General features: G+C 33.0%; 18 protein-coding genes. 17 read left to right on the forward strand and 1 reads right to left on the reverse strand.

Features of this window, described 5'->3' with window-relative positions; translation table 11 throughout:
- Positions 1 to 2,306 (forward strand): Rib/alpha-like domain-containing protein (locus LQ675_RS15000; RefSeq protein WP_275590344.1); only part of this gene is annotated, 2,306 nt, incomplete at its 5' end.
- Positions 2,307 to 2,463: 157 nt separating this feature from the next.
- Positions 2,464 to 4,062: a poly(glycerol-phosphate) alpha-glucosyltransferase gene (locus LQ675_RS10400; protein ID WP_239727932.1), complete on the forward strand. Its 1,599-nt coding sequence runs from the start codon at positions 2,464 to 2,466 to the stop codon at positions 4,060 to 4,062.
- Positions 4,063 to 4,123: 61 nt separating this feature from the next.
- Here the strand turns inward: LQ675_RS10400 and LQ675_RS10405 are convergent, their stop codons facing one another.
- Positions 4,124 to 4,813: a queuosine precursor transporter gene (locus LQ675_RS10405; protein WP_048542951.1), complete on the reverse strand. Its 690-nt coding sequence runs from the start codon at positions 4,811 to 4,813 to the stop codon at positions 4,124 to 4,126.
- A gap of 151 nt (positions 4,814 to 4,964) precedes the next feature.
- Between LQ675_RS10405 and LQ675_RS10410 the strand changes: the two genes are divergently transcribed.
- The 15 genes from LQ675_RS10410 (at position 4,965) to LQ675_RS10480 (ending at position 15,619) form a co-directional block, all read left to right on the forward strand.
- Positions 4,965 to 5,159 (forward strand): zinc-finger domain-containing protein, encoded by a 195-nt coding sequence (locus LQ675_RS10410; RefSeq protein WP_049318859.1) that lies wholly within the window; start codon positions 4,965 to 4,967, stop codon positions 5,157 to 5,159.
- Between the two features lie 10 nt (positions 5,160 to 5,169).
- Positions 5,170 to 6,294, forward strand: coding sequence for a virulence factor (locus LQ675_RS10415; protein ID WP_107610295.1), 1,125 nt, complete (start codon positions 5,170 to 5,172; stop codon positions 6,292 to 6,294).
- 3 nt (positions 6,295 to 6,297) lie between these two features.
- Positions 6,298 to 6,735, forward strand: coding sequence for a BrxA/BrxB family bacilliredoxin (locus LQ675_RS10420; protein WP_048542954.1), 438 nt, complete (start codon positions 6,298 to 6,300; stop codon positions 6,733 to 6,735).
- Positions 6,719 to 7,519: a class I SAM-dependent methyltransferase gene (locus LQ675_RS10425; protein ID WP_239727935.1), complete on the forward strand. Its 801-nt coding sequence runs from the start codon at positions 6,719 to 6,721 to the stop codon at positions 7,517 to 7,519. Before LQ675_RS10420 ends, LQ675_RS10425 begins: the two co-directional genes overlap by 17 nt.
- Positions 7,520 to 8,079: 560 nt before the next feature.
- On the forward strand, positions 8,080 to 9,033 hold the full coding sequence (locus LQ675_RS10430; RefSeq protein WP_048542958.1) for a thymidylate synthase: 954 nt from the start codon (positions 8,080 to 8,082) through the stop codon (positions 9,031 to 9,033).
- Positions 9,034 to 9,048: 15 nt separating this feature from the next.
- Complete coding sequence (locus tag LQ675_RS10435; protein WP_048542960.1) at positions 9,049 to 9,525, forward strand: dihydrofolate reductase; 477 nt, start codon at positions 9,049 to 9,051, stop codon at positions 9,523 to 9,525.
- Between the two features lies 1 nt (position 9,526).
- The gene (locus tag LQ675_RS10440) at positions 9,527 to 10,276 is read left to right on the forward strand and encodes a lysophospholipid acyltransferase family protein (RefSeq protein WP_048542962.1); all 750 of its coding nucleotides are present in this window, start codon (positions 9,527 to 9,529) and stop codon (positions 10,274 to 10,276) included.
- Positions 10,263 to 11,105: a DegV family protein gene (locus LQ675_RS10445; protein ID WP_048542963.1), complete on the forward strand. Its 843-nt coding sequence runs from the start codon at positions 10,263 to 10,265 to the stop codon at positions 11,103 to 11,105. Before LQ675_RS10440 ends, LQ675_RS10445 begins: the two co-directional genes overlap by 14 nt.
- On the forward strand, positions 11,095 to 11,661 hold the full coding sequence (locus LQ675_RS10450) for a DUF2140 family protein (protein ID WP_048542965.1): 567 nt from the start codon (positions 11,095 to 11,097) through the stop codon (positions 11,659 to 11,661). Before LQ675_RS10445 ends, LQ675_RS10450 begins: the two co-directional genes overlap by 11 nt.
- A 27-nt stretch (positions 11,662 to 11,688) precedes the next feature.
- A complete protein-coding gene (msrA, locus tag LQ675_RS10455) occupies positions 11,689 to 12,207 on the forward strand; it encodes a peptide-methionine (S)-S-oxide reductase MsrA (RefSeq protein ID WP_048542967.1) in 519 nt (172 codons plus the stop codon).
- A gap of 1 nt (position 12,208) precedes the next feature.
- The gene (gene msrB, locus LQ675_RS10460) at positions 12,209 to 12,637 is read left to right on the forward strand and encodes a peptide-methionine (R)-S-oxide reductase MsrB (RefSeq protein WP_025906285.1); all 429 of its coding nucleotides are present in this window, start codon (positions 12,209 to 12,211) and stop codon (positions 12,635 to 12,637) included.
- A 14-nt stretch (positions 12,638 to 12,651) separates the two neighbouring features.
- A complete protein-coding gene (locus LQ675_RS10465; protein WP_025906286.1) occupies positions 12,652 to 13,155 on the forward strand; it encodes a PTS sugar transporter subunit IIA in 504 nt (167 codons plus the stop codon).
- Complete coding sequence (locus LQ675_RS10470; protein WP_025906287.1) at positions 13,156 to 13,377, forward strand: YozE family protein; 222 nt, start codon at positions 13,156 to 13,158, stop codon at positions 13,375 to 13,377.
- Positions 13,378 to 13,661: 284 nt separating this feature from the next.
- A complete protein-coding gene (locus LQ675_RS10475) occupies positions 13,662 to 15,089 on the forward strand; it encodes a S41 family peptidase (protein ID WP_239727937.1) in 1,428 nt (475 codons plus the stop codon).
- Positions 15,089 to 15,619, forward strand: coding sequence for a GNAT family N-acetyltransferase (locus LQ675_RS10480; protein ID WP_048542972.1), 531 nt, complete (start codon positions 15,089 to 15,091; stop codon positions 15,617 to 15,619). Before LQ675_RS10475 ends, LQ675_RS10480 begins: the two co-directional genes overlap by 1 nt.
- Position 15,620 lies beyond the last annotated feature (1 nt).

A 15,620-nucleotide genomic window follows, 5' to 3' on the forward strand; every position in this document is an offset into this window, starting at 1 on the left:
TTCCAAACAAAGTTGAATCTGATCCTACTTCTGATAAAGTAACGGATAAAGATGGCGACGGTAAACCTGATATCTCTACTCCGAAGGATACGGATGGCGATGGCATACCTGATAACCAAGATAACGACATCGATGGTGATGGCGTAAGTAACGAAGATGAAAAACTTATCGGTACTGATCCAACTAACCCTGATACCGACGGTAATGGTGTAAACGATGGGGACGAAGATTACGATAGTGACGGTATTCCGAATAAAGATGAATCTGATCCTAAATCTAATACACCAACGGATAAAGATGGTGACGGTAAGCCAGATATTACAACTCCGAAGGATTCAAACTCAGATAGCGATTCTGGTTCTAACTCAGACAGCAGTTCTGATAGTCAATCTGATAATGATTCTGATTCAGACACTAACAGTGGTTCTAACTCTGATACTGACAGTAATTCTGATTTAGACTCGAACTCTGATTCAAATAGCGATTCTGGTTCTAACTCAGACAGCAGCTCTGATAGTCAATCTGATAAAGATTTTGATTCAAATGCTAACAGCGGTTCTGACTCTGATACTGACAGTAATTCTGATTTAGACTCGAACTCTGATTCAAATAGCGATTCTGGTTCTAACACTGACAGCAGTTCTGATAGTAACTCTACTTCAGATGACAACAGTACATCTGACCCAGACTCTAATTCAGTTTCTGATTCAAACAGTACTTCTGATAGTGACAGTAACTCAAGCTCAACTTCAGATGGTAACACTGATAATAGTTCCGACTCTAACAGTACTTCAAATTCTAGCTCTGATTCTGATTCAGACAAAGATACTGATGGAGATGGAATCCCAGATAAAGATGACAACGACATCGATGGTGATGGTGTAAGCAATAAAGATGAAGAATTAATTGGTACTGATCCAACGAATCCAGATACAGATGGTAATGGGGTAAATGATGGTGACGAAGATTACGATAGTGACGGTATTCCGAATAAGGATGAATCTGATCCTAAGTCTAATACACCAACAGATAAAGACGGTGACGGTAAACCTGATATTACTACACCTAGTCAAGCTGCATCAAATGATCCTGGATATGGTAAAGATTCAACTTCAGTTAAACCTGGTACTGAGGCTAAAATACCTCAATCTGGTGATAAAGAATTACCACCTGGTACGAAGTTCGATGTTCCAGCTGACGAAGTTCCAAGTGGTTGGACTGTAACTGTAGATCCTAATACTGGTGACATTACTGTTGTTCCACCGAAGGATGTAACACCTGGTACTCAAGTTGATATTCCAGTAACGGTTACTTACCCTGATGGTTCTTCTGAAGTTACTTCAGCTAAAGTTGTTGTTGAAAAATCTGCTGACAAACCTGCTGGTAAGACTAACGCTGATGACAACACACCTGGATATGGTTCTAAAGATCAAGGTCCAACTCCAGTTAAACCTGGTACTGAGGCTAAAATACCTCAATCTGGGGATAAAGAATTACCACCTGGTACGAAGTTCGATGTTCCTGCAGACAAAGTTCCAAGTGGTTGGACTGTAACTGTAGATCCTAATACTGGTGATTTAACAATCGTTCCACCGAAGGATGTAACACCTGGTACTCAAGTTGATATTCCAGTAACTGTTACTTACCCTGATGGTTCTACTGAAGTTACTTCAGCTAAAGTTGTTGTTGAAAAACCTGCTGACAAACCTGCTGGTAAGACTCAAGCTGACGACAATTCACCTGGATATGGTTCTAAGAATCAAGGTCCTATAACAGTTAAACCTGGTACATCTACTCATATCCCACAATCTGGTGATAAAGAATTACCACCTGGTACGAAGTTTGAAGTACCTTCAGACAAAGTTCCAAGTGGATGGACTGTAACTGTAAATCCTAATACTGGTGACATCACAGTAATTCCATCTAAGGATGTAACACCTGGTACAAAAGTTGATATCCCAGTAACTGTTACTTACCCTGATGGTTCTAAACAAACTGTAACTGTTGGTGTAGTAGTTGAAAAAGCTTCTGATAGCACAGATGCTGGTTCTAATAATATGAATGGTATGGATAGCAAAGCTGCTGATCATGCTGGACATATGGCACAAACTGAACAACAACAAAACACTAACGGTACAGAAAGTTCTAAAGCTAACATGATGAATAAAGGAAACAATACTCAAGCAAATGTATTACCAGACACTGGTGAAACACCTGCTGAAAATGCTACTTTATTCGGAAGCTTATTCGCAGGACTTGGCTCATTATTCTTATTTGGTCGTCGTAAAAAAGAAGAAGAACAATAAAATATAATGAGTAATGAGGGTCTGGAACTTTAATGTTCCAGACTCTTCATTTTTAATTTTAATTAAATGATCATTTTTATATTTGTCTATACATATTTGAATACAGATTGAAAAAAGGTTTATATACATATATTGAAGTTGAAAGGAATGAAAGCACGTGAATATTAAAGAGCAAATCAAGCGTATAATAAATGATCATTCAGATTATGAAAGATTATTTATAAGTATTGGCTATCCTAAAGTTAAAGCCGTTGTTAAAAGCTTTAAATTATCGAACAAGAACCAAATGATTAAATTTATAGAAACATATCGTAAGAAGAGTGGTAAAGCACCTAAATGGATTAAAATTGATATTGTGACATCTGTTGAAGACATTCCATTTGATAAATTAAAAGAAGATTTGATCCATACAACTAGAAATCATGTTGAGTATGGTTTTACATTAGATTACAACTGGAACCTTGCATTTTTACCAGAAGAAATAAATAGCAATGCTTTTATTAGACCTACAAATGAGAAAGGGATATTCATACTTTCTGAGAAAAATATCAATCATTATTTAAGAAAGTATAAGAAGAATTACAATTTATATTTACACAAAGATTATGCAGGCAAAGTAGTTCAGAAATTCTATACAAAGAGTTTCTATATTGAAGATGAACAGGTTATAAATTTAGAACAAGAAGGCTATAAGAAAGGGTTAAGACCAGTAGATAATCTTCCAGTTGAAATTGATCGTATGATTCAAACGAATACAGATTATTTGATGAATATTATACAAGATAATGGTAAGTATCATTATGGCTATTTTCCACACTTTGATATCAATATCAACGCTTATAACAACCTATGTCATAGTTCAACAACATATGCGTTTATTAAATCATTATCTTATTTGAAGAAGAATGTGAGTATTGCTAAGAAACCAATAGATTACATTATTAAACATTATTTATATAAACACGAAGGTGCAACATATGTATTTGATGATACAAACTATATAAATGAAATTAAATTAGGTCAAAATGCTGCATTTATACTAGCTGTATGTGGTTATATACAATACGGTCGTTCGAATAAGAAGTATTTAAAAGCAGCTCAAAATGTTGCGAAAGGCTTAGTAAACATGATTGATGAGAATGGGGAAACAACCCATGTGTTAAACTATCCAGATTTAACAGTTAAAGATTCATTTAGAGTGATTTATTACGAAGGTCAAGCAGCACTAGCGTTATTAAAATTATATCAACTTGATCAAAAGGAAGAATGGTTAAATGTTGCAAAATTACTTTATGAAAAATTTATTCGAAAATCATATTGGAAACACCATGACTATTGGTTAAGTTATAGTACAGAAGTATTGATTCAAGTAGAACCAGAAGAAAAATATTATCAATTTGCTTTTCAAAATTTAGGAGAACATTTGAATAGCGTACAACAACGTCAATCTACAGATCCATTATTACTAGGCATGTTAATGGCTACATATAATATAGTAGAAAGTGCGAAACAACGTGACAAAACTGACTTGGTTGAACAATTTATAGACGTTGATCTATTGATAGATACGATTCACAGAAGAGCAGATTATATGAGAACAGGTTATTTTTATCCTGAAGTTGCAATGTATTTCCAAAATCCAGAGCGCATATTAGAAGCATTCTATATTAAACATGAAGGTTATCGTGTCGAAATAGATGATATCGAACATTACTTAACAAGTTATGTAGAGTATTTAAAAGTATTCAATCAATAAGAAAATCCTACCTTTTCCATTGTAATGGAGTAGGTAGGATTTTTATTGGATTTGTATGAAATTATTCGCTAATCTTACCATTTCTATACATTGATTTAGCAATGTAACCAAATGGTACGTTAGATAATGTTGTGAGCAGTTTTAAGAAGTATGTCGTAAAGAATATTTCAAATACAACATTGTTCGGTAAGTTACCATAGAACGCAATCAATACAAAAATTGCTGTATCTACAATTGAACTTACAACTGTACTTCCATAAGCTCTTATATAGAAGGTTCTATCTGATGAGAATTTCTTCTTAATTAATGTGAATAGTAATACATCTAAATGTTGACCAATGATATATGCAATGATGGATCCAAGTGCAATTCTTGGTACAATATTAAAGATTGTTTCAAGCGCTTCTTGAGAGATATCTTCCTGTGCAGGAATAAACGCTAAAGAGCACTGTAATAATATAACCATGACGATTACTGAAGAAAATCCAAGCCAAACTGCTTTTCGTGCTTGTTTTCTACCATAGATATCGTTTAATATATCTGTTGCAAGATAAATTGATGCGAACATAACATTTCCAAGTGTTGCACTAACTGAAAAGAGTTCTACTGTTTTAATAACCTGTATATTTGCTATAATAGTACCTATAGCAACCCAAACAAACAGACCAGTCTTCCCAAAAATTCTGTATAGAACGAGCATCAATATAAATGTAACGAAGAAAGTTCCAATACCTATTAATTCATTATACATAACTTTGTTCCTCCTAAATTTTGATATAGCGGGTGTTTAGAAACCGCGATAATCGAACTTATCTATTATACGGCTCAAAGTTATAAAAATCAATAAGCTTTATCGTAAACAATTTGTATGATGAATGTTATAATAACGGTCTAGTAAGGGAGTGACACTCATTTTAGCACAAGAAGAGAAACAAGCAATTAAACAAATAGACCAATTGATGGAAACATACTGTAAAGGGTGTTTATTAAAGACGCACTATAGGGAAACAAAAGGTAAACATCAAGCCCATCAGTATTGTATATCGGAATGTTCTATCGGTATACGCATTAAACAATTAGGTAACAAGTTGCAATAAGGAGGATATTATGGAAATTGTTAGAGTTGAACCGACACCAAGCCCAAATACGATGAAAATCGTTTTATCATTTAAGAAAGAAGATAGGTCTTCAAATACTTATACTGAAGTGAATGATCATAATCCAGAATTCATTAACCGTATTCTTCAATTAGATGGTATTAAATCTGTATTCCATGTTATGGACTTTATCGCTGTAGATAAACGTCCAAAAGAAAACTGGGATACTTTACTTAAAGATGTTACATCAGCCATCTCAGGTTCAGATCAAGAAGGGGACTTTGCTGAAAATCAAGTAAATGAACATTTCGGTGAAGTAAAAGCTGAAGTCTTAAAGTTTAAAGGTATACCTTATCAAATTAAATTAACAACTCAAGAAGAAGAAAAACGTAAACAACTTCCTGAAATTTATATTGATAGTATGCTAAAAGCAACGAAAGACTCAGATAACGTTGTCTTTTTAAGAAAATGGGAAGATTTAGGTGTACGTTACGGCGAAGTAGAGGAAGTATTAGCAACCGTTCAAGAAGAAATATTAGCTTTGTACCCTAAAGAGAAATTAGAGGCTTTAGTTGAAGAAGCTTTAACAAGTGACATTACCATTCCTGAAAAGCAATTTGTACATGTTGATAAAGAAACGTTTGAAGAAGAAGAGGATTGGAAAGTAAAATTAAGAATGTTAAATGACTTTCCAACACCAACAGAAGACGATTATCCATTATTAGATGTCGCGTTAAATGATGAAAAGCCTCAAGTACGTAGAATGGCAATCGTGTTATTAGGTATGATTGAATCAAAAGAAACATTACCTTATTTATATAAAGGTATGAAAGATAAAGTTGTTTCTGTTAGAAGAACAGCTGGTGACTGTCTAAGTGATTTAGGTTTTAAAGAAGCGTTACCAGTAATGATAGAAGCTTTAGAAGACCCTCAGAAAATTGTAAGATGGCGTGCAGCTATGTTTATATTTGATGAAGGTGATGAAACTGCATTAGAAGCATTGAAAAAAAGACAAGACGATCCAGCATTCGATGTTAAATTGCAAGTACAAATGGCAATTGAAAGAATCGAAAATGGTGAAGAAGCATTAGGTTCTGTTTGGAAACAAATGGCTAATAGAAAGAAAGAGGGATAAAATATGAATGCATATGAACAATACATGAAAGAACTCGCTCAACCAATGAGAAGTGAATTAACTGGACAAGGCTTTGAAAGTTTAGAATCAGCAGAGTCAGTTAAAGAATATATGGAGAACGCACAACCGAATGAAACAACATTTATCGTCGTAAACTCTGTATGTGGATGTGCAGCTGGTTTAGCACGTCCTGCAGCTGTTACAGTATCCCAACAAAATGATAAAAAACCTTCTAGAATTGCTACAGTATTTGCTGGACAAGATAAAGAAGCAACTGAAACAATGAGAGAATATATCGCACAAGTACCATCAAGTCCATCTATGGCATTATTTAAAGGTAATGAGCTTAAATACTTCATGCCACGTGAACATATTGAAGGAAGAGATATTCAAGAAATCTGTTTGGATATTAAAGACGCTTTTGATGAATACTGTGACTAATATTCGTATCACAACTGCCGTTAAAACTAATGCATCTCTCTACAAACAAGTAGAAGATGCATTTTCTGTGTTATCTCAATTAGAATCCATACAGAATGTTCAAATCATAAAGCGAAGAAAATTAACGATTAATCAATTGTTTCAACGAGATACGACACCATTAATTGTATTTGAAAGTAGTGGACCTAAACTATATTTCACGCCAGATACACCAATATATTTTCATTTAGATACTGTCAAAGTTAAATTGCATATGATGAAACAACATAAGATGCCCGTACTAATTGAAATGTTAGATGAAATAACAACAGACTTTAAAACATTTAATTTCATAGATGGCACAATGGGATTTGGGCGAGATACTTATTTAATATTAAAGCATTATCAACAAGCAAATGTATATGCAATAGAACAAAATCCACTTATCCATTATGTTATTTCTGAAGGTATGAAACGCTATTTAACTGATGATGAATTAAGACGAATCCATTATATAAATGATGATTATCACAATTGGATCAAACAACATCCCGAATTGATCGACATCTTATATTTAGATCATATGTTTGAACAGACACTTGATGAAGACGATAGAATGGGGGAACTTTCACGCAATATTGAAATACCTTCAGAAATCAAAAGTGTATCTCACTTCAAATATTTAATCGTAAAAGCACATTATAAAAGCGAGATTTTCAAACAGTTTAATACGATACAATGTATTAGGAAAAGTACTAAAACACATTATGGACTGAAAATAAATCAAGATTATAAATATGAGTGATGGTGGAGAATAATATAAGAAAGTCTTCGTGCGCTATGGCCTGTTTTAGTGCCTAGTCGCACGGTATCTTTGAGTCTTCGTGCGCTATGGCCTGTTTTAGTGCCTAGTCGCACGATATCTTTGAGTCTTCGTGCGCTACTGCCTGTTTTGGTACCTAGCCGCACGATATCTTTGAGTCTTCGTGCGCTACTGCCTATTTTCGTACCTAGTCGCACGATATCTTTGGGGCTTCGTGCGCTTACATTCTTAATTTAAACATCACTTAATTCTATACCATTATATACAAAAACTGGGACAATCTCTTGTCCCAGTTTTTGTATATTACCCCTTATTTATACTATTCTGTAATGCACATACTGATCATATAGCATAATAATAAGAAAAAGCCTAAAGTAGCAAAAATTTCATTCATTGAAATAGCCTCCTTCGTTTTGTTAGCACTTTGTTCATTTATAACCATTATACCTAATAATCTGGAAATTTTCTATATTATATCAGTAGTAAATTATCGCTAATTTCGTTAATATAGTAACAGGAGAATATTAAAAAGAGGTGCTCAAATGAATAACTTTGATAAAGCGTATCACGATTTATGTAAAAGGGTATTAGAAGAAGGCGAGAATAAGGACGATAGAACGGGTACGGGTACGATTTCTATATTTGGTCACCAAATGAGATTTGATTTATCTGAAGGTTTTCCGTTATTAACAACTAAAAAGGTTTCTTTTAAATTAATTGCAACAGAGCTTTTATGGTTTATTAAAGGCGATACAAATATAAGGTATTTATTACAATATAAGAATAACATATGGAACGAATGGGCTTTTAAAAAATGGATTGAAAGTAATGACTATGATGGTCCTGATATGACAGACTTTGGTCGTCGCTCTTTAGTAGATGATGAATTTAATGAACAATATAAAGCACAACTTGCGATATTCAAAGATAAGATTCTGAATGACGATGATTTTATGATAAAATACGGTGACTTAGGCAATGTTTATGGTAAACAATGGAGAGATTGGAAGGATCAAGATGGTAAACGATTTGACCAACTTAAGACTTTAATTGAAAATATTAAACAAAATCCTAATTCAAGACGCCATATTATTTCTGCTTGGAATCCAACTGAAATAGATACAATGGCATTACCACCATGTCATACATTATTCCAATTTTATGTAAAAGACGGAAAATTAAGCTGTCAATTATATCAACGAAGTGCAGATATTTTCTTAGGTGTACCTTTTAATATTGCGAGTTATAGCTTATTAACACATTTAATTGCTAAAGAATGTGGATTAGAAGTAGGCGAGTTTGTCCATACGTTTGGAGACGCGCATATTTATAAAAACCATATAGACGCAATCAATGAACAACTTTCAAGAGATTCTTACGATGCACCTAAACTTAAGATCAACACTGATAAATCATTGTTTGATATTGAATACGAAGATTTAGAAATTGACGGTTATGAATCACATCCAAGTATTAAAGCACCTATTGCAGTTTAAAAAGGAGTAATATAAATGAAATCAATAATAGTTTGTCATGATCAAAATCGCGTAATTGGCTTAGACAACAAGATGCCATGGCATCTACCAAATGACTTAAAAAGAGTTAAAGCATTGACGACTGGAAATACGATCGTGATGGGAAGAAAAACATTTGATTCTTTAGGTAAGCCATTACCGAATAGACGTAATGTTGTATTAACGACAAATCCATCATTTGAACACGTTGATGTCGATGTGATTCATTCTTTAGATGAAATCGATCAACTCGAAGGACATATCTTCATCTTTGGCGGTCAAGGTCTTTATGAACAAATGATGGACCGCGTTGATGATATGTATGTAACAGTAATAGAAGATAAGTTTCAAGGTGATGCCTTTTTCCCTCCATACGACTTCAAAGATTGGACGGTTCTTTCATCTGAATCTGGCGAACTCGATGAAAAAAACACTTTACCACACACTTATATGCATTTGGAAAGGAAAAAATAGTATGTTAAGAACGACGAAAACACTCGGTTATATTGTAGGTTATGCTGCACTTGTATCTTCACAATTAAATAAAGTTAAGCATAAGAAGACATTGATAAATGATATCCGTAAACAAGATGAAATGATCTTTTTATATGCGAAAAGATGGGCTTCACGTATTCTAGATTCAGCTGGTGTTACGTCACACTTGTCTGGCAATACAGAACCATTTGATGAGCCTGTATTATACATTTCAAATCATGAAGGTAATTTTGATATTCCTGTATTAATTAATCATTTACCGCAACCATTTGGTTTTATTTCAAAGACAGAAGTTCAAAAAATTCCGTTTTTAAGTCCATGGATGGAAGAAATGAATTGTATATATTTAGATCGTTCAAATAGACGCGCAAGTTTACAAATGATAAAAGATGGTATTAATAAATTAAAAGAACAACATTCTTTATTAATTTTTCCTGAAGGTAGTAGAAGTAAAGGTGGAGAAATGCAAGAATTTAAAGCAGGTTCTTTTAAATTAGCTAAATCAGCTAAAGTTAAAATTGTACCTGTTGCGATTTATGGGACATCTAACATTATGGAAGCTCAAGATTCTAAAAAAATGGTCCCTGGTGATGTTTATGTACACATTCTAGACCCAATTGAGCCTTCTATTTTTGAAGATAAGACCATGCAAGAAGTAAGCCAATTTGTACAAGGAAAAATTAGTAATACTGTTCAATCATTAAAGGAGAATCATTATGTCAAAAATTAAAATAGTTGTTGATTCGACGACAGATTTATCAGCAGATTTTTTAGAAGAAAATAACATTACTGTCGTACCCCTAAATATACTAATCGATGGTGTTACGTACGTAGACCAAGAAGATATTAGCTCAACAGAATTTCTAGAAAAAATGAAAGACGCTAAAGAATTACCTAAAACAAGTCAGCCTCCAATTGGTAAAATTGTTGAAACCTATGACGCGTTAGGGACAGATGGTTCTGAAATTATTAGTATTCATATGACTTCTGAGTTATCTGGTACATTTAGTGCAGCTCAGCAAGCAGCTCAAATGACAGAAAGTAAAGTTACAGTTGTGGATAGTAAATTCATTTCATTAGCTTACGGATTCCAAATTGAAGAAGTCGTGAAGATGATCAACGCAGGTAAAACTGTTGAAGAAATCGTCGAAGAAATTGAAGTGATTAAAAATAATTTAAGACTATTTGTAGTCATTGGTAATATCGACAACTTAATTAAAGGTGGAAGAATCGGTAAAGCGAAAGGCTTACTCGGTTCATTGATGAATATTAAACCAATCGGCGAATTGATTAACGGAAAAATCGAAATGATGCATAACGCAAGAACGCAAAACGCTATTGTTAAATATTTAATGAAAGAATTGGATGTCTTCTTAGAGAAGAAAGAACTTATAAAAATAGGCATTGCTGATGCGAATGCAGAACAATTGATGACGAAATTGATGAATACAATTAAAGAAAAGAAAAATTTCCACTTATTTGATACTGCAGTGACGACACCAGTCGTTTCAACGCATACTGGTGAAGGTGCTATTGGCGTGTTCTTCTATGGAAAATAAACATTGGATGAATCATAGAGCTTGGTTTTATGCTTTTATTATATTAATTATTCTAATACTTGGTGCTCTAGCTTATGTATGGTCTCAAATTTCAGACGATACAAACCATCAAACAATCAACACAGAACAAACTAAGAAAGATTTCACGATTTCTTTTGATAATGCACAATTAGAATCGTTAATGAATGCGTCTATGAAAGATTATGACATTCAATCACGCATAACTAAAAAATCATTGTCATTTGATACACGTACTAAAATTTTAGGTAAAGATATTGATATAACACTTCAAACGAAACCTAAAAAGTTAAATAACGATACAATCTATTTCAAAATTCAATCGATAGATATTGGGAAATTAAATATTTCAAATCCATTTATTCTATCTCAAATCAATAAATATAGTGAACTTCCACCATATATTCATGTAAATCCTAAAGATGAATCATTCAATTTATCTTTAAATCAGTTGGAGATTGATAATGTTGAGTCTATACAAATTCAAACATTAGATATTTCAGACAAAAAATGGTACTTTGATATTAAGTTAAAGTAACTTAACATCATTAAAGGAGGTACAACTATGGCTTATGCAACGTTAGCTGGGGGATGTTTTTGGTGTTTAGTTAAGCCTTTTAATGAATTCCCTGGTATTATTGAAGTGACTTCCGGATATAGTGGTGGTCATGTTGAAAATCCAACTTATGAAGAAGTTTGTACAAATCAAACTGGTCATGTTGAAGCTGTTCAAATTGAATACAATGAAGATGAAACAGACTTTGAAGCTATATTAGATATATACTTTAAGACCTTTGATCCAACAGATAATAAAGGTCAGTTCTTTGATAGAGGCGAAAGTTATGAACCTGTTATTTTCTACCACGATAAAGAACAAGAAGAAATAGCGCATAACAAAATCAATCAATTAAATGAACAAAATATTTTTGATAAACCAGTCATTACGCCAGTTAAACCGTACAAGAACTTTTACCCTGCGGAAGACTATCATCAAGATTATTACTTGAAGAATCCAGCACATTATCAAGGGTATCAACAAGGTTCTGGACGTAAAGCATTTATAGAAAAGTATTGGGGGCGTTAAAATGCTAAAAAAAAGTAAAGATGAATTAAATGAAATGGAATATCTCGTAACACAACAAAATGGTACAGAACCACCTTTTCAAAATGAATATTGGAATCACTTTGAAAAAGGTATTTATGTAGATAAATTATCAGGTAAACCATTATTCACTTCAGAAGAAAAATTTGAGTCTGATTGTGGTTGGCCAAGTTTTTCAAAAGCATTAGATGATGAAGAAATCATCGAACTTGTTGATAAAACACATGGCATGATCAGAACTGAAGTACGTTCTGAAGATTCAGATAGTCATTTAGGTCATGTCTTTAATGACGGTCCTAAAGAATCTGGCGGCTTAAGATATTGTATTAATTCAGCTGCTGTACAATTTATTCCATATGATAAATTAGAAGATTTAGGGTATGGAGAATTAGTAAATCATTTTAAAAATTAGAGGAGTCGATTGTAATGTTTAAAAAATTATTTGGCGGTAACAAATCAAAAGATACAAATGTTGAAGTATTTGCACCAATTTCAGGTGAATATGTAGCAATTGAAGATATTCCAGATCCAGTATTTGCTCAAAAAATGATGGGTGAAGGATTCGGTATTAAACCAACAGAAGGTGTAGTAGTTGCACCATTTGATGGAGAAGTTGTGAATGTATTCAAACCTTCAAATCACGCTGTAGGTATTAAAGCAGCAAACGGATTAGAAGTATTGGTACACGTAGGTTTAGAAACTGTTCAATTAGGTGGAGAAGGCTTTGAAGCACTTGTTAATACTGGTGATACAGTTAAACAAGGCGACGAGTTATTAAAATTCGACATTGAAACAATCGAATCAAAAGTAAAATCAGTAATCAGCCCTGTTATTATTACAAATACAGATGACGCTGAAGAAATTAATATCGAAAAATTAGAAAGTCTAGTTAAAGGTGAAACTAAGGCTATTGATGTGAAAATGAAATAAATGAAACAATATTCTTTCTATCAATACGCACTAACAAAACGAAGTGAAAAAAGCGAAGTAGGTAAGTTGGCAGATTTAATCTTCCAAGACTTATCATTTCCAAAATTCACAAACGATTACCACACACTTTCAGATTACTTAGAAACAGAAGCCATGTTCACACAACCAATGAGCGTCTTCGATGACTTATTCGAATCTTATGAAGAGTGGTTGAAATTCTAAGGTAAAATAAAACACCTCATTTTCAAGCGGAAATGAGGTGTTTTTTCGGTTTGTGTAGTTGGATGATGGGGGCTAACTATCATTATTCTGAATTCTGGTAATTAGACGGGCCATTCTTAGAGACATTTCTCAGAATTTCGTCCCTAACAGAACCCGTAATACTCACGATATGAACATTTTTCCATATTAATTCGTTCACTTTGCTGTTTGTCACACCAAAGTGTTTTTATTTATATGATTTAACTGTTAAAATAAATTATATTTGACAAGAAAGTTGTGAGTAAATGAAACCTTTTAAAAAGAAACAAAGTCGACAAATAACGCTTCCTTTATATAAGTTATTAATCATATTATTTGTTACGGTCTTATTAACTGCTGTTGTGTCTTATGCTTCGTATAAATTTGGTTTATATTTTGGCAATGACCAACAAAAAGAGCTTAATAAGATTGAAGAGGCTTATAAACAAATTAATAACGACTATTACAAAGATGTTGATGACGACAAATTAACTCAAGGCGCTATTGATGGTATGATCAAATCTTTAGATGATCCTTATAGTGAATACATATCCGCTAAAGATACAACAAGTTATAACGAAGAAATTTCTGGTGATTTTGTTGGAATTGGTGCAGAAATGGAAATGCACGATGGCTACGTTAGGATTACTAGTCCTATGAAAGATTCTCCTGCTGAAAAAGCTGGCATAAAATCTTTAGACGTCATTACGAAAGTTGATCATGAATCGATTAAAAATAAATCGTTAAATGAAATCGTCAATAAAGTAAGAGGTAAAAAAGGGACAACTGTTACGTTAACAATTAAACGAGAAGGTAAAGAACCTTTCGATGTTAAGATTAAACGTGACAAAATCCACCTTACAAGTGTTGATTATACGAAGAAAAAAGACACTGGCATAATTGCAATTTCTAAGTTCCAAAATAAAACAACGAAAGAATTACAATCTGCATTGAAACAAGCGAAAAAAGACAAAGTAAAACATGTCGTTTTAGATTTAAGAAACAATCCAGGTGGTCTATTAGATGAAGTCGTGACGAGTGTTAACTTGTTTGTTGATAAAAATAAACCTGTTATATATTTAGAAACGAAAGGTGATAAACCACAAGCAGTAGAAACTGAAAACGACAAAATGTCTGGCATAGGTGATATGGACTATACAGTACTCGTTAATAAAGGGTCTGCAAGTGCTGCAGAGATATTCGCTGGCGCATTACAAGATTACAAAATTGCAGATGTCCTAGGTACAACGACTTTTGGTAAAGGTATCGGACAAGTTCATAAAGAATTTAGCGATTCTAGCATTTTAAAATATACAAACATGAGATGGTTAACACCTAATAAATCTTATATTCATAAAAAAGGTATTCAACCAGATAAAACCATTAAAGCACCTAAATATGAAGAAATAGAAATAATCGATCCGAGCAAGACTTATCAAGAAGGCGATCAATCTAAAGAAATTAAATCAATTAAGATTGGTTTGAACGCTTTAGGGTATAATATTAACAATGAAAATGACCAATTTGATGCCCAATTGACATCACAAGTTAAAACATTCCAAAGTGACCATGATTTAACTGAAAATGGTATTTTCACAGATGATACAACAAAGAAATTTATTGAACTTTTACGCAAGAAAATCCGTAGTGAAGATAAACAACTTGATGAAGCAATTCAATATATGCATAAGTAATGGGGGAAAGTAGTTTGAGAAAAGCAACAAGATCAGATATTCAACATATTAATAAATTAACAGAAATGGCTAAATCTATTATGGAACACGATCAGAACCCTCAATGGGATCATCGTTATCCATTAGAGAAGCATTTCTACGAAGATATAGATAATGGAGACTTATATCTATATGAAGAAAACAATGACATTGCAGGATATATATGTGTCAATCAAGTACAAGCCGAATGGTATAAACAATTTGACTGGCCAGCTCGTACCGACGGCGCATATGTCATTCATAGAATGGCTACAAATCCTGAATATAAAGGTGTCGCAATGAAGATGATGCAATTTGCAATTGATATTGCTACTGAAGCAGGAACACCAATTATCATAACGGATACATTTTCACTTAATAAACGTGCACAAAGACTGTTTGAAAAATTTGATTTTATAAAAATGGGTGAATATGAAACAGATGAGTTTCCATTTGATAAGAATGCACCATTTTATGCATATTATAAATTGATAGAGAACGAGGAGAAATAAA

The organism is Mammaliicoccus sp. D-M19 (assembly GCF_022386695.1).
GTDB classification, from domain to species: Bacteria; Bacillota; Bacilli; order Staphylococcales; family Staphylococcaceae; genus Mammaliicoccus; species Mammaliicoccus sciuri.

Coding starts and splice junctions, on each gene's coding strand:
- LQ675_RS10405 (WP_048542951.1), bottom strand. CDS start 4,813: ATGTATAATGAATTAATAGGTATTGGAACTTTCTTCGTTACATTTATA.
- LQ675_RS10415 (WP_107610295.1), top strand. CDS start 5,170: ATGGAAATTGTTAGAGTTGAACCGACACCAAGCCCAAATACGATGAAA.
- LQ675_RS10420 (WP_048542954.1), top strand. CDS start 6,298: ATGAATGCATATGAACAATACATGAAAGAACTCGCTCAACCAATGAGA.
- LQ675_RS10425 (WP_239727935.1), top strand. CDS start 6,719: ATGAATACTGTGACTAATATTCGTATCACAACTGCCGTTAAAACTAAT.
- LQ675_RS10430 (WP_048542958.1), top strand. CDS start 8,080: ATGAATAACTTTGATAAAGCGTATCACGATTTATGTAAAAGGGTATTA.
- LQ675_RS10435 (WP_048542960.1), top strand. CDS start 9,049: ATGAAATCAATAATAGTTTGTCATGATCAAAATCGCGTAATTGGCTTA.
- LQ675_RS10440 (WP_048542962.1), top strand. CDS start 9,527: ATGTTAAGAACGACGAAAACACTCGGTTATATTGTAGGTTATGCTGCA.
- LQ675_RS10445 (WP_048542963.1), top strand. CDS start 10,263: ATGTCAAAAATTAAAATAGTTGTTGATTCGACGACAGATTTATCAGCA.
- LQ675_RS10450 (WP_048542965.1), top strand. CDS start 11,095: ATGGAAAATAAACATTGGATGAATCATAGAGCTTGGTTTTATGCTTTT.
- msrA (WP_048542967.1), top strand. CDS start 11,689: ATGGCTTATGCAACGTTAGCTGGGGGATGTTTTTGGTGTTTAGTTAAG.
- msrB (WP_025906285.1), top strand. CDS start 12,209: ATGCTAAAAAAAAGTAAAGATGAATTAAATGAAATGGAATATCTCGTA.
- LQ675_RS10465 (WP_025906286.1), top strand. CDS start 12,652: ATGTTTAAAAAATTATTTGGCGGTAACAAATCAAAAGATACAAATGTT.
- LQ675_RS10470 (WP_025906287.1), top strand. CDS start 13,156: ATGAAACAATATTCTTTCTATCAATACGCACTAACAAAACGAAGTGAA.
- LQ675_RS10475 (WP_239727937.1), top strand. CDS start 13,662: ATGAAACCTTTTAAAAAGAAACAAAGTCGACAAATAACGCTTCCTTTA.
- LQ675_RS10480 (WP_048542972.1), top strand. CDS start 15,089: ATGGGGGAAAGTAGTTTGAGAAAAGCAACAAGATCAGATATTCAACAT.